The organism is Sediminibacterium salmoneum NBRC 103935 (genome assembly GCF_000511175.1).
Taxonomy (GTDB): Bacteria; Bacteroidota; Bacteroidia; order Chitinophagales; family Chitinophagaceae; genus Sediminibacterium; species Sediminibacterium salmoneum.
On sequence record NZ_KI866530.1, the window covers coordinates 1,867,307 to 1,888,505 of the forward strand.

Here is a 21,199-nt window from a genome sequence, read left to right on the forward strand (position 1 = left end):
CAAGCATTTATGAAACAAAGGAAAGATAGTTACTTTCCGATACAGAACTTACTAAAGATGTAGTCCAGCTGATCTTCGTGTGTAATGGTACCAGTAATGGTTCCTAAATGGTGAAGGCATTGCCTTATATCCAGCGCAAGCAAATCACCGGGGACTCTGTTCTGCAGACCAGCTTCCACTTCTTCAACAGACTGTAACAAAGCTACCAATGCTGCATTGTGACGTGCATTGGTTACTATTGTTGACTCTGCATGTATGTTTCCGTGAATGGTTTTATTCACCAGTTCCTTTTTCAAGGCTTCAATCTGCTCATTGTTCTTTGCAGAAATAAACAACTGATGAGAAAATTGTTCAAAGTATGCTAGTTGCTCTTTTGAAGCAAGGTCAGCCTTATTTCCTACAAGTATATATTGAATATTTTCTGCTTCAAATTCTGCAACCACCTGTGCCAGCTCTTCTGCTGTTGTTGTTAATACATCAAAGAGATATATCACCAGTTCAGCAGCCCGCATTTTTTCCTTGCTCTTGCTTACCCCAATCTGTTCAATTGCATCAGAGGTATGCTCTCTAATTCCTGCCGTGTCTATCAATCTGAATAATACACCGTCAATGTTCAACACTTCTTCAATTGTATCTCTGGTTGTACCGGCAATATCACTTACAATGGCCCGGTTTTCATTCAGTAAAGTATTGAGTAAAGTTGATTTGCCTGCATTGGGCTTTCCGATTATAGCAACCTGAACCCCATTTTTGATTACGTTCCCGAGCTTGAAAGAAGCAATTAATTGTTGCGTGGCGGTTTTTAATTGAGCAATCAAGTCTGCAAATGCTGACCGGTCTGCGAATTCTACATCTTCTTGCGAAAAGTCCAGTTCCAGCTCAATCAGCGCCGAAAAACGAATCAAAGTTTCTCTTAATTGCGAAAGATCGGAAGAGAAGCCTCCCCGCATGGTATGTAATGCAGCTCTTTTACTTGCTTCCGTGTTACTGGCAATTAAATCGGCCACTGCTTCCGCCTGTGCCAGATCCATTTTCCCTTTCAAAAAAGCTCTTTGCGTAAACTCACCTGGTTTTGCCAGTCGGATTCCTCTGGAAGTAATTACCTGTATTATTTGTTCCTGTATATAAGGAGAACCATGACAACTGATTTCAATTACATCTTCCCCAGTATAAGACTTTGGGCCTTTGTATAAAGAAAGAACTACTTCGTCAATAACGGTATCCCCATCTTTCAGCAGACCTACATGAAGCGTATGAGATGCCTGTTTCAATAAATCCTTAGAAGGAAATAGTTGATTCAGCACCATAAAACTGGAAGGACCGCTAACTCTGATTACTCCAATGGCACCAATACCAGGTGCTGTTGCCAATGCCACTATTGTATCGTCCCAGCCTTGAAGTGTCGTATTCATAAAGTAAAGATAGCCGCTTTTGTGAATTGTCATTGACATGCAGGAACAGGGAAATAAAAAACCCCGGCACTTTGCAGAACCGGGGTTTGTAAGATTATTATTTCGGAGATTACTCTTCAGAAACCATGAATGTAATGCTCTGCTTGTGACGATAGATTACGTTTCTACCGTTCTGTACCGCAGGCTTCCAACTTGGACCTCTGGTAATTACACGTATCGCTTCATTCTTAGTACCATAACCAGGATCGTTTTCAGCAACAACGTCACTGATTTTACCATCTTTCGCTACAATAAAAGAAACCACTACTGTGTACTTTCCCGGAGGCGCACCGTTTTCAACGGGTAAGTCTCTGTTCAAGTTACGCTCCAGGTATTTTGCCCATGCAGGCAAACCACCAGGGAATTCTGCCGGGATTTGTACCACGGTGAAAATCTTATCGTAATCTTCTTCTTTTTTAGGAGCTTCTACCACACCAGTACCTGATTCAACCGGAGGAGCAACGATACCTTCGTCTTTAGCACCTTCCTGATTAATTGTACCAATCTTGGTATCTTCTAATTTTTCAACCTCTTTAATTTCATCTTCTTCCTTCACTTCCTCATCTTTTACAATTTTAGGAGGAGTGAACTTTGTGATTTCCACTTTTGGAGGCTCTTGCTTTGGTGGCGGTGGGGGTGGCGGCGGTTCAGGCTTTTTCTCTTCCTGCTGCACGTTTTCCAACGACACATCCTGCACTATTAATTCTGTCTTCGAACTTGAGGTAGAATTGGCAAGCAGGTTGCCAAGTACAGCAAGCAATATGATAAGAATCGTTCCTACTAAAGCCTTAACCATACGCTTGTTGTAGGTTTTACGCAAATCATAAGCGCCATACTCTTTGTTTCTTCCATCAAATATGATGTCGAGAATGTCTGCTGATTGAATTTTATTTACGTCCATTGTAAAAAATGTTATTAATTAGTTGCTTGTTGATATTAATTAGATGCGCCACCTGCTGTAGCACTTGCATCTGATATTTTAACCAACTGTGCTTCAGGGTCTGAAATATCTACTAGTGCATAACGCTTCAACACATTGATTGCCATCTCATCTAAAATATCTACTACATTTTTGTAAGTACAGTCAACTGAAGGCTTAATCACCACTACTAAATCCTTTTCAGGAGTATTGCGCTTCTTGTCGATCAGAACAGTTCTGATTTCCTTGAAGGTGGATGATTTAAAGTTTGAAGCATCTGATGCTAATTGACCTTCATAATAGAAAACGTTGTTGTCTTTTCCTAGTAACAAGGTAATAACACCTGATTCTTTCGCCTTATTTTGTTCCTCCGGTTTATCTGCATCTTTTGGTAAAAAGAGCTTCATAGCCGTTGGCTGACTCATGGTTGTAGTGAAGATAAAAAAGGTAATCAACAAGAAACCTAAGTCCACCATGGGTGTTAAGTCAACCCTGGTTGATAATTTTTTCCCTTTCTTGACCCCGGGGCCTTTCTTGTGGCCACCACTGTCGGAGGTATCCATTTCTGCCATGTCGGTAGAATTTAGTTTTCGTTATAAATTATTTTACTCTTCTATTTTTTCACCTTTCTGATTCATCTTCCAAAGATCAGTACCTACAGGAGCTGCTTCCGGACTGGTAACCATCTGAAACTTCAGGATATCATTCTTCTTGAAAGCATCAATAATGGCTTTGAAAGCAGGAAACTTAGCTGCATTATCGCCTTTTAAAAGGAATGCAGGTTCTTTTTCGCCCATGTAAACTTCTTTAGTAACTCTCATCCAGGTAACCAATTCATTGTTTGCTGTATCCAATACCGGGATACCAGGCAACTTATCACCCTTGCGCTGATCTTCTGGCAATGCAAGGAATGAAGATAGACTGCCGAATGGTGCTCCGAAAAACAGTGACTTTTTAAAAGCAGCTGTATTTAATCCAAGATTTCTGCTGGAATTCAAGGCATTGGCAATAGCTTCCTTCTTAGACTCATCGTCCATTTCAAGAAATACTTTACCATTTGCATCCAGAATTACCATTACATAATCTTTCTGGGGCGCCACTTTCGCGGCAACAGAATTGGGTGTAGTAACAGCAATAGCTTCTGCGGGTTTAAACTTGGTCGTTAAGATAAAGAACGACAACAAGAGAAAGGCCACGTCGCACATCGCCGTCATGTCAATATTTGTACTCTTCCGAGGTAATTTGGCTCTACCCATTGTTTTGTTTTTTACTGTTCACTTATATAGGATTCAAATCTTTGCAGATTCCACAAATAATTTCAAAATTATTTGTAGTTAGCAGCGAAGCTTTGAGTTAAAGTGAAACCAGACTCATCAATACCATAAGTAATACCATCGATACGAGTAGTAAATACGTTATAGAAAATGATAGCTACAGCAGAAGTACCGATACCCAATGCAGTGTTGAACAATGCTTCAGAGATACCTTTTGACAATTCACGAGCAGCATCACCACCACCTTCGTCACCTAGGGCAGAGAATGATTTAATCATACCTAATACCGTTCCGAACAAACCTAATAGAGTTGCTACAGAAGCGATAGTTGATAAGAACACAAGGTTCTTTTCTAACATTGGTAATTCAAGCGCAGTTGCTTCTTCAATTTCCTTCTGGATATTCAATACTTTTTGTTCAGTTTCCAATTCAGTGTTGGTGATCATTTCCTTGTACTTCTTAAGACCAGCTTTCATTACGTTACCTACTGAACCTTTTTGCTTATCGCAAGCAGCCAAAGCTTTGTCTACTTCTTTGTTAGCCAGGTGGAACTGTACGCTACGAACAAACTCAGCATTGTTAGCTGTACCTGTTGCTTTAATTACAGTAAGCATACGCTCAATAACGAAAATCAATACAATGATGAAGTTACCAATCAATACAGGTACAACGATACCACCTTCATACATTTTTGCTAATCCAGTCAAAGGTCCTTTGTGGTTAGGCCAGAAACCACCTGCCAAATCTGGATTGGTGAAATTACTATTGGTTCCAAGTACGAATCTCCAAAGAACGTACCCTAGAAATACCCCTGCAAAAGGAGCAATCCATGAAATAATGTTGCTGCTCTTCTTTGGTTGAGTAGAAGTTGCACTTTTCACTGCAGCGGTTGGTTTTGTTTCAGCCATGACTCAAATGGTTTTTGATTTTTTAAAAAAATAACTAATGGTTTAAAAAATTACTTCACAATGCTAATGAAAATTATTCTGAATTAACAAATTGTTTCAAATTCTTTAAAACAATTTAAACCAGCATTGGAAAGGGGTTGTAAAATAGGTATTTTATTTAAAGCAGCAAACACAAGCTTATTTTCTTTGACTGATTTTTACCGATTTTTTAAAATTCTCCACCATTCATCCAATCCTTACTGTTATTTGATTGTTAGATGGTTAACAACCCTATCTTTATAGGCATTTTTTTAAATAACACTAATTGCAACAATGAAAAAACTATTATTCACCAGTACAGCGCTGATGCTTGCCCTTAGTTTAGTGGCCCAACAGCGACCTCAAACTCCACCTCAGACTCCAGGGTCAGGTGCGCCAACTCAGGGGCCCAATATGGGCAATTTGGCTAATATGATGAACAATGCCCAGAGACAGGGTCCGAAGCCTTATAAAGAGGTGATTACGGCAAAAGCTGTTTCTAAAACAGGTTTATTTACCGTTCACAAAGTAGAGGACAAATACTATTTTGAAATTCCTGATTCCCTATTTGGAAGAGAGATTTTATCAGTAGTACGTTTTGCGAAAGTACCAGCTGGTGCAGGTTATGGCGGAGAGATTGCCAACCAGCAAACCATCACTTTTGAAAAAGGACCTAACAACAACGTATTCCTGAGAACTGTTACTTTGGTAAACAAAGCAGAAGAGAACCAGGATATTTATAAGGCAGTTACCAATTCCAACTTAAACGCCATCGCGTCTGCATTTCCTGTAGCATCATTAGGAAAAGACTCTACTGGTGTGGTAATTGACGTTACAGCATTCTTCAGTGGCGATAACCAGGCGGTTAGCGTTAACCCTAATACCAAAAGAAGATACAGCTTAACTGCTTTGGCACAGGATCGCTCTTATATCAGCAAAATCAGCACTTATCCAATTAATACTGAGATTGTAACGGTAAAAACCTTTAATGCTTCTGCAGCAGCGGGTCCATCCATCCCTGGATTACCTACCGGAGGTGCTTCTTTACCTGCAGCAAGAGATGCAGGTGCGGTTACCATGGAAATCAACACTTCCCTGTTGTTGTTACCTAAAGTTCCTATGCAACGCAGAATTGCAGACAAGCGTGTAGGTTTCTTTACAGATGATTTTGTAAGATACAGTGACTCTCAGCAAAAAGTAGAAGATGTAAGTTTTGCCGTACGCTGGAGATTGGAGCCAAAAGACGGTGAGTGGGAAAAATGGAGAAGAGGTGAATTGGTTGAACCTAAGAAACAAATTATCTATTATATAGATCCTGCTACACCAAAGCAATGGCGTTCTCACCTGATTGCAGGTATCAATGACTGGCAGGTTGCTTTTGAAAAAGCTGGTTTTAAAAATGCAATCGTTGGTAAAGAATGGCCAGAAAAGGATACTACTATGAGCATGGAAGATGCCCGTTTTTCTGTAGTACGTTATTTTGCATCTGATATCCCGAATGCTTATGGTCCTAACGTTCACGACCCAAGAAGTGGTGAAATTTTAGAGAGCCATATCGGTTGGTACCACAACGTAATGAAGCTGGTTCACGACTGGTATATGGTACAGGCAGCTCCTAATGATCCTGGTGCACGCAGCATGAAATACGATGACCAGTTAATGGGAGACTTAATTCGTTTCGTTTCTTCTCATGAAGTAGGTCACACTTTAGGACTACGCCATAATATGGGAAGCAGTAGCCAGACTCCTGTTGAAAAATTAAGAGACAAACAGTGGGTTGAAGCTAACGGCCATACAGCTTCTATCATGGACTATGCCCGTTTCAACTACGTAGCACAGCCTGAAGATAATATTGGCAGAAAAGGCTTATATCCAAAGATTGGCGACTACGACAACTGGGCTATTAAATGGGGCTATGGTTATATTCCTGGTAACACAGAAGAAGAAACCAAGAGCAACAGCAACAAAATGGTTACTGCAGCTTTAAAAGAAAATCCCCGTCATTGGTTTGGTACTTATGAAAGCGGAAACCGTGTAGACCCTAGAAGCCAAAGTGAAGATTTAGGCGACAACTCTGTAAAAGCCAGTGAATATGGTATTTTAAACCTTAAGCGTGTAATGAAAGGTTTACCAGAGTGGACTAAGGAAGAAGGTGACCAGTACAGCAATCTTGCTAATATGTACGGACAAACATTGGGTCAGTTCAACAGATACATTGGCCACGTGAGCACCAATATTGGTGGTGTTTATGAAACTTTCAAAACCGTTGAGCAAAACGAAGCGGTTTATGAAATTGTTCCAAAAGCACGTCAGAAAGAGGCCGTTGGTTTCATCAACAAACATGTGTTTGAAACTCCAACATGGTTGGTAGACCGCGCTATGTGGAATAAATTCAATAACCCAATTACTGCAGACCCTATTATGAGTCTTCAGGAAAGAACCGTTAGCAGTATTGTTAGCACAGATCGTTTAGGCCGCTTACAACTAAGTGCTGAAAGATTCGGAGCAGATAAAGCTTATACGGCAATGGAATTATTGAATGATGTTCAAGGCACTATTTTCAGTGAATTGAGCAGCAAGAAAGCCATTGATACTTACAAGAGAATGCTTCAGAGAGCTTATGTAGATCGTTTGGCTTCTATCATTAATCCTGCTCCTGCTTCAGGTGGTGGTATCACTATCACAATTGGTGGCGGTAGCGCAGGCATTGATGCTAAGAAATCCGATGTTACTGCTATTGTAAGAGCACAATTGGTTAGCTTACGTTCTCAGCTTTCTACTGCTGCAGCAACCACTGCTGACAGAATGAGCAAGATACATTTAGCGGATTTAGCTGAAAGAATTAAAACAGCATTGGATCCTAAATAATTCCTTTTGTTCAAGTTCTTATTAAAAAAGAACCTATACAATAGAATTGAAACCGCAGGCGATATGCCTGCGGTTTTTTTATGAAAACATGCCCCCTTACTGTATCTTTACACAATGAAAAAACTACTGATTCTTCTATTGATATTGATAGTGGGGAATTCCCTTAGTGCGCAAAAAGTTATTTGGGGTTATGTAAAAGACAGTATCACCAATGAGCCCATTGAAATGGCCAGTATTACCAATACCAATAAAAACAATACGGTAATTACCAATCAGAAAGGATTGTTTAAAATTGAAGTAAGTAAAAACGATATCTTGTCAGTAGCTGCTATTGGTTATCATTTCGATACCGTTTTATACAGTGGCATTATCAGTGCCAGTGATACAGTAACTTTTTATTTACAACCCATCAGCAGAGAACTGAATGATGTAACGGTTCAGAATACAGGTGTTAATGAATACAGCCTGGACAGCCTGAGAAGACTCCGTGAATTCACCGATCAGATGGTTAGTCCTCCGGTTAAATCATTGGAACTCGCCAATTCAGGTGCCGGCTTTGGCATCAGCTTAAATAGCCTGAGCAAAAGAGAAAAGAACAAGAGAAATGCCATTAAAATATTTAATGCCAGTGAAAAACAGGCATACGTTGACTATCGCTTCTCTACCGCCATTGTAATTAAATACAGCGGACTTAAAGGCGAAGACCTTCAGGTATTCATGCAACGCTACAGACCTTCTTACGAGTGGTTAAGAAAAAATCCCAAAGAGGAAGACGTTAAGTATTACATTAACGAAAAACTGAAGGAGCGAAGAAAATAAAACTACAGGTAATGATTCAATCGTTACCTGCTCAGTATTCCGTTCTATTCATATCGTAATGCTACTATTGGATTAAGTCTGGCCGCTTTCATGGCAGGATAAATACCTGCTGCAAGCCCTACTATGGTACATATGATGATTCCTATAAACACCCATGCCCATGGAATCACAAAACCTGTATCCAGAATAATTCCAAATATATTGCCTACCAGAATTCCAAGGATGATTCCAAATAATGCACCCAGCAAACTAATAATCATGCTTTCAAATAAGAATTGCTGACGTACGTATTTACTTTTGCCTCCAATGGCTTTTACCAGCCCTACTTCCTTGGTTCTTTCATTTACTGCAACCAGCATAATATTCATTAAACCAATCGCAGCTCCAATCAATGTAATTAACCCAATGGCACTGGCTGCACCGGTAATGCTGCTCAGGAATCCGATGAACATTTCAGCAAACTTATCGCTCTTCTCTATCACGAAATTATTGTCTTCCTTAGGCTCCAGTTTTCTAATAGATCTGAATACAGAAGTAGCTTCATCAGTTGCTACGGGCAATTGATTGATATCAGTTACACTCACCCCTACTAAATAAGTGGGGCCAATATTGGCATAGCGGCGAACATTGGAATAAGTAGTAACAATTACATCATCCTGTCTTAACATGGCACTGGATCCTTTGGATTTCAGTAAACCAATTACACGATATGGCGTGCTGCCCACTTTTATGATTTTATCAATAGAACGCTCAGGTCTTTCGCCAAATAAACGGGTGGCTACATTACTACCCAGTAAGCATACATTCCTTCCACTCTGTACGTCCAGGTTATTCAGGTTTCTGCCCTGTTCTATGGTGTACCCGTTCACCATTAAATAGTTTTCATCTCCGCCCCATACCAATATCTGTGGATTGGTTTTTCTGTCTTCATAACGAAGTTCCTGACCTCCAGGCCCCCGTCTGTACACACTAACCATTGAACCAGGAAAACTATAATTCGTTTTAAATCTTTCCACTTCTTCCAGACGAAGCGGTTTATTCAGGTTGGATTTTTTCTCCTTTAGTCCTCTTTTGGTTTTGGTAACCTCATCGCTATTGGGTCCCATTCTGGCTCTTGAGTCTTTGTAGCGGATACTGAATGAGTTGGCCCCCATGGAGGAGAAACTCTCTTTCAAACTCTGGTTCATGGCTTCAATAGCAGTAATAATACCAATTAAGGCCATAATACCGAATGCAATAATAGCAATTGTAATACCCGCACGTAGTTTGTTTCCTTTAACCGTGCGCCAGGCTAAATTGAATGAGTCGAAGATTGTCATAAAATAAAGGTACAGCGTATTGCGGAAACCTTTAAGCCTTATCCTTCAATTATGAAGAGCGGTTAAAAATAGAACCAATTGAGCACTATTGAAGGAAGAACGCCAACCAACACAATGGCAGCGGCTACCAATAGCAGTCCTATTTTGAAACCTTGCCCTATTTCAGCCGTTTCCGGCTGACCTTCCTTGAAGTACATAGCCTGAATTACTTTGAAATAATAGTAGGCGCTGATGGCAGCAAATAATACCGCAACTATCACCAGCCAGATCGGGCCACCTGCTTTTACTACAGAAGCCAGCATAAAGTATTTGGCAAAGAAACCTGCTGTTAAAGGGATACCGGCAAGAGATAACAAACAGATGGTAGCTACCAGGGCCAATACGGGCTGTGTACTCGCCAGACCATTGAACCCGTCAAAAGTGTAATCTTTTACCTTCATCAGAATAGCAAAGAATCCAATGGTAGCCAAACAATAGGCCACTGTGTATAAAATAAGTCCTTCTGTTCCTAAATCGTTATTACTGTATAATGCAAACAGCATAAAGCCTGCCTGCGCAATACTTGAATAGGCCAGCATTCTTTTGATACTTCTTTGAAATACTGCAGTGATATTACCGGCAAACAAAGTGGCTACAATAACAAATGAAAGTATGATTGACCAGGTGGGTCCCAACAAACTGGTATTGGAGGCAAATAACTTAATAAACGCAAAGAATCCGGCAGCTTTTACAATGGTAGACATGAATGAAGTAAACACACTTGGCGCACCATCGTACACATCTGGTGTCCAGAAATGGAAAGGAGCAGCAGACACTTTAAAGGACATGGCTGCAAACAATAACAAAAAGCCAGCTACCTGTAAGAAAGAAGCAGTTTGAACACCAGAAGAAGGTGGCAATGCAGGGTTGTTTACTCCTACCATACCAAAACTTCCAGTGGCACCGTACAATAAAACTATCCCCATCAACATGATACCGGTAGTGAAAGATCCCATCAGGAAATATTTCAGAGAAGCTTCGTTGCTTTTTAAGTTCTTTTTATCTGAGCCTGTTAAAATGTATAGAGGGATAGATAGAATTTCAATTCCAAGAAACAGCATTAACATTCCATTGAAGGAAGTAAGAATAGCCGTTCCACAAAGGACAAAAAATATCAAGGCATAAAAATCAGCCGTCTTGTTTCCTAATTTTTCCATTTCGGAACCACTCAACAATACAAATAGCAAAGTTCCCGCAATCATCAAGGTATTAAAGAACATGCCCATTTTATTGAAATGTAGCAGGTCTTTGGTATCTACCTGAATTGAAAAAATGCCATAGCTATTTAGGATATTAGCCACAAGCAGTATGACTAATGCAACTATTGCTGTCAAGGTAATTAAGGGTTTCTTATTGGTAAAAATGCCTGTAAACATCATTACCACACCCATGATTGCTGAAAATATAATTGCGTTCATAACTACTCTGTCGTTCTTTTACTTATTTACAAATATTGCGGAAACAGTGTCTCCGGTTAAATCTAATAGTGGCTGAGGATAAACACCAAAAACCAATATCATCAATGTAATAATCACTAGGGCTACTTGTATATTGAATGGCATTTCACTGGCTTTTTCTGTGGTAGCATTTACATTACCGTAAATAACTCGCTGAACCATGTTTAACGTATATACAGCAGCCAGAATGATACTGATTCCTGCAATACCGGCCATTACCATATTATACTGGAACAAACCATTAAACATTAAGAACTCTCCTATAAATGCATTGGTTAATGGAAGTGCCACATTGGCCAAAGCCATCACCACCAATAAAATTGCCATTACCGGTGCTTTCTGTGCAAGACCACCCAGTTCTTTCATATTGGTAGTACCCAATTGCTTTTCTATCAAGTCTGCAATAATCCAAAGGCCTATCACATTTACGCCGTGGCTAAACATTTGAATCATTACGCCATCCATGGCTGTTGCATTATTCGTGAACATGGCAGCAGACATTAAACCAATATGCGCAATGGAAGAATAAGCAATCATGCGTTTTATATCATCCTGTCTAATCGCTATCAACGATGCGTAAATCATACCAATCACAGATAAGATAATAATCAGGTTGGCAGACTGTGCAGCAGCTGTTGGGAACATGGGGAGCAACCATCTGATAACTGCAAACACACCCATTTTAACCATGATACCACTCATGACCATGGTAGTAGCTGTTGGAGATTGCTCGTAAGCGTCTGGCTGCCAAGTATGGAATGGGAAAATGGGCATCTTAATGGCAAACGCAATAAAGAATAACCAAAACAACACCCCTTCCTGCTTTGCAGACAATTCTACTGCTTGAAAACTTTGCCAAGAGAAAGACTGATCAGCTGTGTTGAAATACATGAACAGGATTCCAATCAGCATCAACAATGATCCCACAAATGTGTACACAAAGAATTTGAAGGTAACCGCAATTCTTTTTTCTCCGCCCCATATAGAACAAAGAAAGTATACAGGTATTAATGCCAGCTCCCAGAAGAAGTAGAACAACAGTGCATCAGACGCTAAAAACACACCCATCAATCCTGCCTGAGATAATAGCATCAATCCGTAAAATGAAGAAGCTTGCTTATACGTATTATTATAAATTGCTGTAAAAATTACCGGAAAAGATATCGCAGTTAATAAGGTTAGCATTTTGGCCATCCCATCTGCTTTCAAGGTAATTCGGCTACCAATGCTTGCTAACCAGCTGGCATCGTACGTGATGGTGCCTGGAGCAAAAACAGCAGACAAAGCCAGTGCAGCTATAGCTACAGAAGCCAGTAATGCAAAGTTCTTGGCTGCATTCCCCTGCTTTAAAAACAAAGCAATTAATCCTGTTACAAGCGGTGTTAATATGAGTAATAAAGTAATCATTATTGCAGAGCTACTTGATGAACGAATTAAAATAATTTATTTAAAAACCCAATGATGGTTGAATCATTAAACCATATGATAAAGAACACAACCAACGACAAAATCATAATCAACAGATAGCTGGCTACCTGTCCGCTTTGAATCAAACGAACTTGTCTTGAACCATAAGCAATAAACTTACCTACGCCATTCACTACTCCATCAATTCCTGATTTTTCCACCACCTGTTTCAAAAATCCAGCCAGTGCATTCAATGGGTTCACTACTATGGCATTGTACAACTCATCTACATACCACTTATTCATCAGCACTTTGCCCAAACCAGTTTCTTCTGCTTCGTTTTGCTGGTAGTTCTTATATGATTTTACAGCGAATGTTATAACCGCTATAATTAATACCGTTACAACCCCCCATCATGATATACTCCTGAGAATGACTCAGGTGATGTTCGGTTGCCAGCTTGGATGAGTCAGCAAAAATGGGCGCTAAGAATCCTGCCAACCAATGTTTGTTTTCTGCAAATACAGCGGGTATACCAATGAAACCACCTATTACAGATAATATTGCCAAAACAATCAATGGAATAGTCATAGCAGAAGGACTCTCATGTAAATGATGTTCCTGCTCGTGTGTTCCGCGGAAATTTCCCAAGAATGTTAGGGTGTATAATCTGAACATATAAAAGGCTGTCATCAATGCACCACCCACTCCTATATAATAGAAGATTGGATTACTGCTGTAAGCCGCTACTAATATTTCGTCTTTAGAGAAGAAACCAGAAAAAGGAGGAATACCTGCAATAGCCAAACATGCCAGCAAGAAAGTCATATGCGTTATTGGCATATACTTTTTCAAGTTCCCCATTTTACGGATATCCTGCTCGTGGTGCATAGCATGTATAACGGAACCTGCACCTAAGAACAATAAAGCTTTAAAGAATGCATGGGTCATTACATGGAATACAGCGCCTGTGTAAGCGCCAACGCCTAATCCTAAAAACATATACCCTAACTGACTTACAGTGGAATAAGCCAATACTTTTTTAATATCGTTTTGCTTTAAGGCAATGGTTGCCGCAAAAATGGCTGTTGCCAAACCAATCACAGCTACCAATGTTTGTGTAGCCGGTGCCATAGTATATAAAATATTACTTCTGGCAATCATGTAAATACCGGCAGTAACCATGGTTGCAGCATGGATCAAAGCTGATACAGGTGTAGGACCGGCCATTGCATCGGGCAACCAAGTGTACAAAGGAATCTGTGCACTCTTACCCATGGCTCCAACAAATAACAAAGTGGTGATGGCTGTAATATCAAAAGCAGACAACTGGCTGATGCCCGCAAATACATCTGAGTAATTAACCGTTCCGAGTTTAAAGATTAACCAAAATACCGCTAATAAGAAACCCAAGTCACCTATACGGTTCATGATGAATGCCTTCTTGGCTGCATAGCTGTAATCGCCATTCTTGAACCAGTATCCAATTAACAAATAGGAACACAATCCAACGCCTTCCCAGCCAATAAACATAATAACATAGTTACTACCCATTACCAGTAGCAACATAGAGAAGACGAATAAATTTAAATAAGCAAAATAGCGTGCAAAATGATGAGGTGCTTCCTCTTTCATGTATGCAGTAGAGTACAAATGGATCAGAAATCCAATTCCGGTTATGATTAACAGAAATAATACAGACAACTGATCTACCTGAAAGGCGAATGGAATGGTAAATGCCTCTGTTTGTATAAAATTAAACAAGGTTACTACGCTGTTGATAGGAGCACCGCCGCTATTGGCTGCCAATCCATATACCTGTCCAAATAAAAAGCAGGACGTTAAAAAGGACAGGAAGATCATACCTGATCCAACAATACCTACCGCAGATTTAGACAGACGCTGTCTGCCTAATCCGTTTATCAGGAAACCCAGCAAGGGAAACAAGGGGACTAAAAAAGCAATTTTACTCATATTACTAAGTTGCGGGTGCTAGTTTTTCAATCGGTTCAGGAAATTAATGTCTACAGAATGCGTATTCCTATACAGCATCACAATAATGGCAAGGCCCACACTCACTTCAGCTGCAGCTACCACCATAATGAAGAATACAAACAACTGGCCTTCTACCCCTGCAGTGCTTGCTGCATTGCTGGTTAAAGCAGCTGCGTGGTGCATCTTAGAAAAGGCAACCAATAGCAGATTCACTGCATTCAGCATTAACTCTATGCACATGAAAACAATAATGGCATTGCGTCTGGTTAAGACTCCAATAATACCAATGCTAAACAAAGCCAGTGAAAAATAGATATAGTATTGTATAGGCATAATTGCGTTGTTATAGGTTAGTCTTTTTTACCAATTACTACTGCACCAACCATGGCGCTTAAAAAAAGTACACTGCTGATTTCAAATGGAACAACAAAGTCACTGAACAATGCTTTGCCCAGGTTCTTGATCAATCCAATATCACCTGTTTTCATAAGGGCTGCTTTACCAGAAAGTTCTGTTGCCTGTCTAATAAGTGAAACCATTACCATCAGGAAGCAACCTCCGGATACTACTCCAGCTAGTTTCATCCACCAGTTTTTCCTGGGTTCTGCATCTGCATTCAGGTTCATTAACATGATTACAAACAGGAACAATACCATGATGGCCCCTGCATACACAATCAGATTAACAATTGCTAGAAACTGTGCATTCAGCAAAATATAATGACCTGAAATGGCAAAGAATACCACAATTAACCAAAGTACACTGTGCACCGGGTTCTTACTTACCAGTACCATGATGGCACTGAATATGGCCAGCGCACTCAATAAAAAAACAAATTTGTAAAGTATCCATCTGTTTAATTGTATTATAACCTTGCAATAATTATACTCTTGCTGCACCTTTTGCTGCTGCATATTCTTCAGGAGCTTTGTTCTTATCGGGAATTAACAAGTCGTCCTTTCCGTAGATAAAGCCTTTTCTGGTAAAATTTGCTGGTGCAAAAGTTTCGCTTAAATAAATAGCATCTTTAGGACAAGCTTCCTCACACAATCCACAGAATATGCAACGCAGCATATTGATTTCATATTTAGCTGCATATTTCTCTTCACGGTATTTGTTTTCTTCACCAGGCATTCTTTCTGCTGCTTCCATCGTAATGGCTTCAGCAGGACAGGCTACAGCACATAAGCCGCAAGCCGTACAACGCTCTCTTCCTTCTTCGTCTCTGTTTAAAACGTGCAGGCCTCTAAATACGGGACTGAACTCACGCTTCTGCTCAGGATACTGAATAGTAGGCTGCTTCTTGAAAATATGGCTGAAAGTAATGGCCATACCCTTAAATATATTGGGCAAGTAGATGCGCTCCATGAAGCTCATCGGCTCCCTACTTACTTGTTTTCCTCTGTTTGTTAAAGCTTGCATGTAATCTTTTATATAAAAGGTTCACAAATGTAAATGTTTGTTTTATCCCTGCTGCCACAAAATCACCGCTCCTGTTACCAACATATTCACTAAGGCTAGTGGTATTAATTTTTTCCAACCCAGGTTCATTAGCTGATCGTATCTGAATCTTGGAATGGTCCAGCGAATCCACATAAACAGGAATAAGAACATCACAATCTTGGTTAGTAGTGATAACACACCCAAAATCGCTGCCATATTAGGCGCTAGTGTAGACTCATCCAGGAATGGAATATCATAACCACCAAAATACAAGCTAGCCATTACCGCACTGCTCATAATCATGTTTACGTATTCGGCGAAAAGATAGAAACCCAGTTTCATAGAAGAGTATTCCTGATGGTATCCCATGTTCAATTCGTTCTCTGCTTCCGGCAAATCGAAGGGAGTTCTGTTACATTCTGCCATGGCGCAAATGAAGAACAACAAGAAGCCCAATGGCTGATACACAATATTCCACCAGGCACCCGGCGCCATTTGCTGATCAACAATTGTTTTTAAACTCAATGATCCTGAAAGCATGAGAACAGCAATCAATGAAAGGCCCATTGCCAATTCATAACTAATTGCCTGAGAAGCGCCACGCAATGCAGCCATCAAAGAGAATTTGTTATTGGAAGCCCAGCCACCAATCATGATACCATATACACCCATACTCACTACACCAAACACGTATAGTATTCCAATATTGATATCAGCAATTTGTAAATCAATTTTTCTTCCAAACAATTCCACAGAACTGCTCCAGGGAATAACTGCACAAGTCATCAAAGCTGCTGTCATTGCCATAGCAGGTCCCAGAATGAACAAGGCTTTATTGGCTGAATTCGGAATAATTTCTTCCTTCATGATCAACTTCAAACCATCTGCCAAAGGTTGTAATAAACCCATTGGACCCGCACGGTTCGGACCTGGTCTGTCTTGCAATACTGCCGCTACTTTACGTTCAGAAAACGTAGTATAAAGGGCAATGCCCAAGCTGGCGAAAACGATAATCGCAATCAGGATTAGTTTCTCCAGCATTAATATCCAATCTAAGGCCAATAGTGTCATGCTTCTGGTTTATTAGTCTTTATTCGATGTAAAGTCAGTTGAATGTGCAGGTCTGTCTAATTTACTCAAGGTTATCTCAGGCTTATTCACTTCGCTTACGCTATGAATATCCATCAGCAACTTTGGCTGACGACCCCCATGCACTGCTTCAAAAGTTTCTGTTGGTTTATGTATTCCCACTTTACCTGCATAGTGACCCTGAGAAATAACTGAGTGACGGTCAATCAGTCTAGGTCCTTCAATTACCCAGTCACTGGTTTGTTTCTTATCGAATCGGCAGGTATTACAAATCCAGTCTTCCACTTCACCCCATTGATCTTTGCGTGCAGTAACCCTGAACACTTCGTCTCCTCTGTTCCATAGCGTTACTTTTCCGCTACAGGTTGGACAGTCTCTGTGAGCGTCCATAGGCTTTAAGAACCATACCCTGTTTTTGAAACGGAAAGTTTTGTCTGTTAATGCACCTACCGGACAAACATCAATTACGTTCCCTATAAATTCATTGTCTAAATTCTTCTCTATATAAGTAGCAATTTCTGCATGATCTCCTCTGTCCAATACACCATGCTCTCTTTTTCCAGTGAGCTGATCTGCTGTAAATACACAACGGTAGCAAAGAATACAACGCGTCATATGCAACTGTATCTTATCGCCTAAATCGTGCTTCTTAAATGTTCTGCGCTGAAACTCATAACGAGTACCCGCTTTGCCATGCTCGTAGCTAAGGTCCTGCAAATGACATTCTCCAGCCTGATCACAAACTGGACAATCCAATGGGTGATTGATTAATAAAAATTCTACCACACCACTGCGGGCATCCATCACGCGATCACTTGTAATATTTTTCACTTCCATTCCATCCATTACGGTAGTACGACAGCTGGCCACCAGTTTGGGCATGGGTCTTGGATCTTTCTCAGATCCCTTGCTTACTTCTACCAAACAGGTTCTGCACTTACCACCACTGCCTTCTAATTTGCTGTAATAGCACATGGCAGGGGGAGCAACATCGCCGCCAATCTTACGCGCTGCATTCAGGATCGTAGTACCCGCGGGTACTTCTACCGTGATATTGTCGATGGTTACTTTAAATAATGGTTGTTCAGACATAACTTAATTAAGCTGGTACATGAATAGGATCTGCATAATGCGCCAATCCATAATTTCTTTTTTGTGCTTCTTCAGGATGATTCACATGCCATTCAAATTCATCTCTGAAATGTCTTATGGCAGCTGCTACTGGCCATGCCGCAGCATCTCCCAAAGGACAGATAGTATTTCCTTCAATCTTGCGCTGAATATCCCACAACAAATCAATATCACTCATCTTGCCTTTTCCGGTATCAATGTTTTTCAAAATCTTTTCCATCCAACCCGTTCCTTCACGGCAAGGTGAACACTGTCCACAACTTTCGTGACGATAAAAACGCGCTAAAGTGTACGTGTTTTTAACAATACATTGGTCTTCGTCCAGTACAATGAAACCACCAGATCCCATCATAGAACCTGTTGCAAAACCACCGTCACTTAAACTTTCGTAGTTCATGTAACGGGTTTCTCCCTTAGCCGTTTTCAATAATAGATTGGCAGGTAAAATAGGAACAGAAGATCCACCTGGGATACAGGCTTTCAATCTTTTTCCATTGGCAATACCGCCACAGTATTCATCTGAATAAATAAACTCTTCTACAGAAATGGTCATATCAATTTCATACACACCAGGCTTATTGATATTACCGCAGGCAGAAATCAGTTTGGTTCCGGTAGAACGGCCCACACCAATTTTTGCATATTCATCTCCACCCATATTGATGATAGGAACCACTGCTGCTAGGGTTTCTACGTTGTTCACCACAGTTGGTCTTCTCCACAAACCTTCAATGGCAGGGAATGGAGGTTTGATTCTTGGATTTCCTCTCTTACCTTCTAAGGATTCAATCAAGGCAGTTTCTTCTCCGCAGATATACGCCCCTGCTCCTCTCTGCACATAGATATTACAATCGAAACCCGTACCTAAAATATTTTTACCCAAAAAGCCATTGGCTTTGGCTTCTTCAATTGCCTGTTCTAAAATGTCTACGATCCAAGCATATTCGCCACGGATATAAATGTAAGTGTCATTACTTCCCAATGCAAAGGATGAAACAATCAATCCTTCAATTAGCAAATGAGGAATAAACTCCATCAAATAACGGTCTTTGAAGGTTCCCGGCTCACTTTCATCTGCATTACAAACCAAGTGTCTGGGTACTCCTTCTGGCTTGGCAATAAAGCTCCATTTCATTCCCGCAGGGAAACCAGCACCACCTCTTCCACGAAGTCCGCTTTTCTTTACTTCTTCCACAATAGATGCAGGATCCATTTGCTTCAAAGCTTTTTCCACCGCACGATATCCCCCTTCTTTCCGATAGGTTTCAAAGTAACGGATACCCGGCACATGCGCTTTCTCTAATAATAATTTTACACCCATATCTTAATTATTTGCGGCAGCATTTTTTCTGCATTCATCAATAATGGCGTCCACTTTTTCTTTGGTCAGATGTTCCTTATAATGTTTTCCCATCTGCATCATTGGCGCATAACCACAGGCTCCTAAACACTCTACCGTTTTTAAGGTAAACATGCCGTCTGCTGTGGTTTCCCCTGGTTTGATTCCCAGTTTGGTTCCAATATATTCAATGATATCATCGCATCCATTTACCATACAAGGTCCTGTCTGGCAAACTTCGAATAGGTATTTACCAACTGGTTTTAAATTATACATGCTATAGAAAGTAGCTACTTCGTACACTTCAATGGGTGTAATATTCAACAGTTCTGCTACATAATCCATAGTCTCTGCACTCAGCCATCCACCAAAGCTATCCTGTGCTAAATGCAGTACAGGCAATAAAGCACTCTTTTGTTTTCCTTCCGGATAACGAGCTACCAGGCGGTTAAACTCTTTCAATTGTTCATCATTAAACTTAGTCATAGCTTCTTTTATTAAGCATCCAATTCACCTGCAATCAGGTTTAAACTACTCATGGTTAAAATGGCATCAGACAACATGCTGTCTTTTACCAACTCAGGATAAGCCTGATAGTAAATAAAGCAGGGTCTGCGGAAATGCAGTCTGAATGGGGTTCTTCCTCCATCACTAATCAAATAAAATCCTAACTCTCCATTTCCTCCTTCTACTGCATGGTATACTTCCCCTTTTGGCATATCTACTTCACCCATGATGATTTTGAAATGCCAAATCAATGCTTCCATTTTGGTGTACACATCTTCTTTCTTAGGAAGATAATATTCAGGTACATCTGCATGGTACACTTCTGCTTCTGTTCCCTTGAATTCCTGAATTTTATTGTACGCCTGTTGAATAATGCGCATGCTTTGCCACATTTCCGCATTTCTCACTAGGAAGCGATCGTAGTTGTCGCCGGTTTTTCCTACCGGAATGTCAAATTCAAAATCCTGATAGCTGCTGTAAGGAGAATGTACACGTACATCGTAATCTACACCTGCTGCTCTTAGGTTTGGACCCGTAAAACCATAATTCAATGCACGTTCTGCACTGATAGGACCGCCACCAATCGTACGCTCCATGAAAATTCTGTTTCTGGTTAATAGGCTTTCCAATTCTCCTAAAGCAACCGGATATTCTTTTAAGAATTTCTCGAGTTTCGTAAACGCTGTATTTGAGAAATTCCTCTCAAAGCCGCCAATACGCCCAATATTAGTAGTAAGACGGGACCCACATACTTCTTCATATATTTCATAAATTAATTCACGGTACTGCATTACGTAAAGGAATCCGGTAAATGCACCAGAGTCTACCCCTACAATGGAATTACAAATCAGGTGATCCGCAATTCTGGCCAGTTCCATAATAATCACGCGCAGATAATCAACCCGCTTTGGTGTTTGTACACCCAGCAATTTTTCACAGGTTAAATGCCACCCCATATTGTTAATGGGGCTGCTACAATAATTTAAACGGTCTGTGATAGGGGTAACCTGATAAAGCGGTCTTCTTTCGGCCAACTTCTCAAAAGCACGATGGATATAACCAACGGTCTGTTCACTGGATACCACTCTTTCTCCATCCAGCTCCATGATGTTCTGAAATACACCGTGTGTAGCCGGGTGCGTAGGCCCCAGATTGATGGTTGTAGTTTTCCGCTCAATCGCGTCTTCTGCTAATGTTATATTATGATCACTCATAT

20 protein-coding genes are annotated in these 21,199 nt (G+C 40.5%); 2 read left to right on the forward strand and 18 right to left on the reverse strand.

Annotated features, from left to right (window positions below):
* Nucleotides 1–29: 29 nt before the first annotated feature.
* The 5 genes from mnmE to P767_RS0108700 form a co-directional block, all read right to left on the reverse strand.
* Nucleotides 30–1,412, reverse strand: a complete 1,383-nt coding sequence (gene mnmE / locus P767_RS0108680; RefSeq protein ID WP_026764191.1) for a tRNA uridine-5-carboxymethylaminomethyl(34) synthesis GTPase MnmE — start codon at nucleotides 1,410–1,412, stop codon at nucleotides 30–32.
* Nucleotides 1,413–1,521: 109 nt separating this feature from the next.
* Nucleotides 1,522–2,352 carry an energy transducer TonB gene (locus tag P767_RS0108685; protein WP_026764192.1) on the reverse strand — a complete coding sequence of 277 codons (831 nt, stop codon included), beginning with the start codon at nucleotides 2,350–2,352 and terminating at the stop codon, nucleotides 1,522–1,524.
* 35 nt (nucleotides 2,353–2,387) lie between these two features.
* Nucleotides 2,388–2,942, reverse strand: a complete 555-nt coding sequence (locus tag P767_RS0108690) for an ExbD/TolR family protein (protein ID WP_026764193.1) — start codon at nucleotides 2,940–2,942, stop codon at nucleotides 2,388–2,390.
* A 33-nt stretch (nucleotides 2,943–2,975) separates the two neighbouring features.
* Entirely contained in the window at nucleotides 2,976–3,626 is a 651-nt protein-coding gene (locus P767_RS0108695) for an ExbD/TolR family protein (protein WP_026764194.1), read from the reverse strand.
* A gap of 68 nt (nucleotides 3,627–3,694) precedes the next feature.
* Nucleotides 3,695–4,552, reverse strand: coding sequence for a MotA/TolQ/ExbB proton channel family protein (locus P767_RS0108700; protein WP_026764195.1), 858 nt, complete (start codon nucleotides 4,550–4,552; stop codon nucleotides 3,695–3,697).
* 312 nt (nucleotides 4,553–4,864) lie between these two features.
* On the opposite strand from P767_RS0108700, the gene P767_RS0108705 reads away from it, so the two are divergent.
* Together P767_RS0108705 and P767_RS0108710 are read left to right on the forward strand one after the other, a co-directional pair.
* Nucleotides 4,865–7,438 carry a zinc-dependent metalloprotease gene (locus P767_RS0108705; protein WP_026764196.1) on the forward strand — a complete coding sequence of 858 codons (2,574 nt, stop codon included), beginning with the start codon at nucleotides 4,865–4,867 and terminating at the stop codon, nucleotides 7,436–7,438.
* A 114-nt stretch (nucleotides 7,439–7,552) separates the two neighbouring features.
* Nucleotides 7,553–8,257, forward strand: a complete 705-nt coding sequence (locus tag P767_RS0108710) for a carboxypeptidase-like regulatory domain-containing protein (RefSeq protein ID WP_026764197.1) — start codon at nucleotides 7,553–7,555, stop codon at nucleotides 8,255–8,257.
* A gap of 44 nt (nucleotides 8,258–8,301) precedes the next feature.
* On the opposite strand, the gene P767_RS0108715 is transcribed toward P767_RS0108710, so the two are convergent.
* From P767_RS0108715 to P767_RS0108770, 13 genes are all read right to left on the reverse strand, one after another.
* Nucleotides 8,302–9,576 (reverse strand): ABC transporter permease, encoded by a 1,275-nt coding sequence (locus P767_RS0108715; RefSeq protein ID WP_026764198.1) that lies wholly within the window; start codon nucleotides 9,574–9,576, stop codon nucleotides 8,302–8,304.
* A 62-nt stretch (nucleotides 9,577–9,638) separates the two neighbouring features.
* Nucleotides 9,639–11,033 (reverse strand): NADH-quinone oxidoreductase subunit N, encoded by a 1,395-nt coding sequence (locus tag P767_RS0108720; protein ID WP_026764199.1) that lies wholly within the window; start codon nucleotides 11,031–11,033, stop codon nucleotides 9,639–9,641.
* A gap of 18 nt (nucleotides 11,034–11,051) precedes the next feature.
* Nucleotides 11,052–12,479, reverse strand: a complete 1,428-nt coding sequence (locus P767_RS0108725) for a complex I subunit 4 family protein (RefSeq protein ID WP_026764200.1) — start codon at nucleotides 12,477–12,479, stop codon at nucleotides 11,052–11,054.
* Nucleotides 12,480–12,505: 26 nt separating this feature from the next.
* Nucleotides 12,506–12,784, reverse strand: coding sequence for a hypothetical protein (locus P767_RS18855; protein WP_245586868.1), 279 nt, complete (start codon nucleotides 12,782–12,784; stop codon nucleotides 12,506–12,508).
* A gap of 49 nt (nucleotides 12,785–12,833) precedes the next feature.
* A complete protein-coding gene (nuoL, locus tag P767_RS16505; RefSeq protein WP_245586869.1) occupies nucleotides 12,834–14,453 on the reverse strand; it encodes an NADH-quinone oxidoreductase subunit L in 1,620 nt (539 codons plus the stop codon).
* Between the two features lie 18 nt (nucleotides 14,454–14,471).
* Nucleotides 14,472–14,807: an NADH-quinone oxidoreductase subunit NuoK gene (gene nuoK / locus P767_RS0108735; protein WP_026764201.1), complete on the reverse strand. Its 336-nt coding sequence runs from the start codon at nucleotides 14,805–14,807 to the stop codon at nucleotides 14,472–14,474.
* A 17-nt stretch (nucleotides 14,808–14,824) separates the two neighbouring features.
* Entirely contained in the window at nucleotides 14,825–15,388 is a 564-nt protein-coding gene (locus P767_RS0108740) for an NADH-quinone oxidoreductase subunit J family protein (protein ID WP_084799880.1), read from the reverse strand.
* Nucleotides 15,357–15,896 carry an NADH-quinone oxidoreductase subunit NuoI gene (gene nuoI, locus P767_RS0108745; protein ID WP_026764203.1) on the reverse strand — a complete coding sequence of 180 codons (540 nt, stop codon included), beginning with the start codon at nucleotides 15,894–15,896 and terminating at the stop codon, nucleotides 15,357–15,359. Before nuoI ends, P767_RS0108740 begins: the two co-directional genes overlap by 32 nt.
* A 42-nt stretch (nucleotides 15,897–15,938) precedes the next feature.
* Nucleotides 15,939–16,988: an NADH-quinone oxidoreductase subunit NuoH gene (gene nuoH / locus P767_RS0108750; protein WP_026764204.1), complete on the reverse strand. Its 1,050-nt coding sequence runs from the start codon at nucleotides 16,986–16,988 to the stop codon at nucleotides 15,939–15,941.
* Between the two features lie 12 nt (nucleotides 16,989–17,000).
* On the reverse strand, nucleotides 17,001–18,098 hold the full coding sequence (locus tag P767_RS0108755) for an NADH-quinone oxidoreductase subunit G (RefSeq protein WP_026764205.1): 1,098 nt from the start codon (nucleotides 18,096–18,098) through the stop codon (nucleotides 17,001–17,003).
* Nucleotides 18,099–18,105: 7 nt separating this feature from the next.
* On the reverse strand, nucleotides 18,106–19,458 hold the full coding sequence (nuoF, locus tag P767_RS0108760) for an NADH-quinone oxidoreductase subunit NuoF (RefSeq protein ID WP_026764206.1): 1,353 nt from the start codon (nucleotides 19,456–19,458) through the stop codon (nucleotides 18,106–18,108).
* A gap of 3 nt (nucleotides 19,459–19,461) precedes the next feature.
* Nucleotides 19,462–19,962 (reverse strand): NADH-quinone oxidoreductase subunit NuoE family protein, encoded by a 501-nt coding sequence (locus P767_RS0108765; protein ID WP_157611448.1) that lies wholly within the window; start codon nucleotides 19,960–19,962, stop codon nucleotides 19,462–19,464.
* Nucleotides 19,963–19,973: 11 nt separating this feature from the next.
* Nucleotides 19,974–21,197 (reverse strand): NADH-quinone oxidoreductase subunit D, encoded by a 1,224-nt coding sequence (locus P767_RS0108770; RefSeq protein WP_026764208.1) that lies wholly within the window; start codon nucleotides 21,195–21,197, stop codon nucleotides 19,974–19,976.
* Nucleotides 21,198–21,199 lie beyond the last annotated feature (2 nt).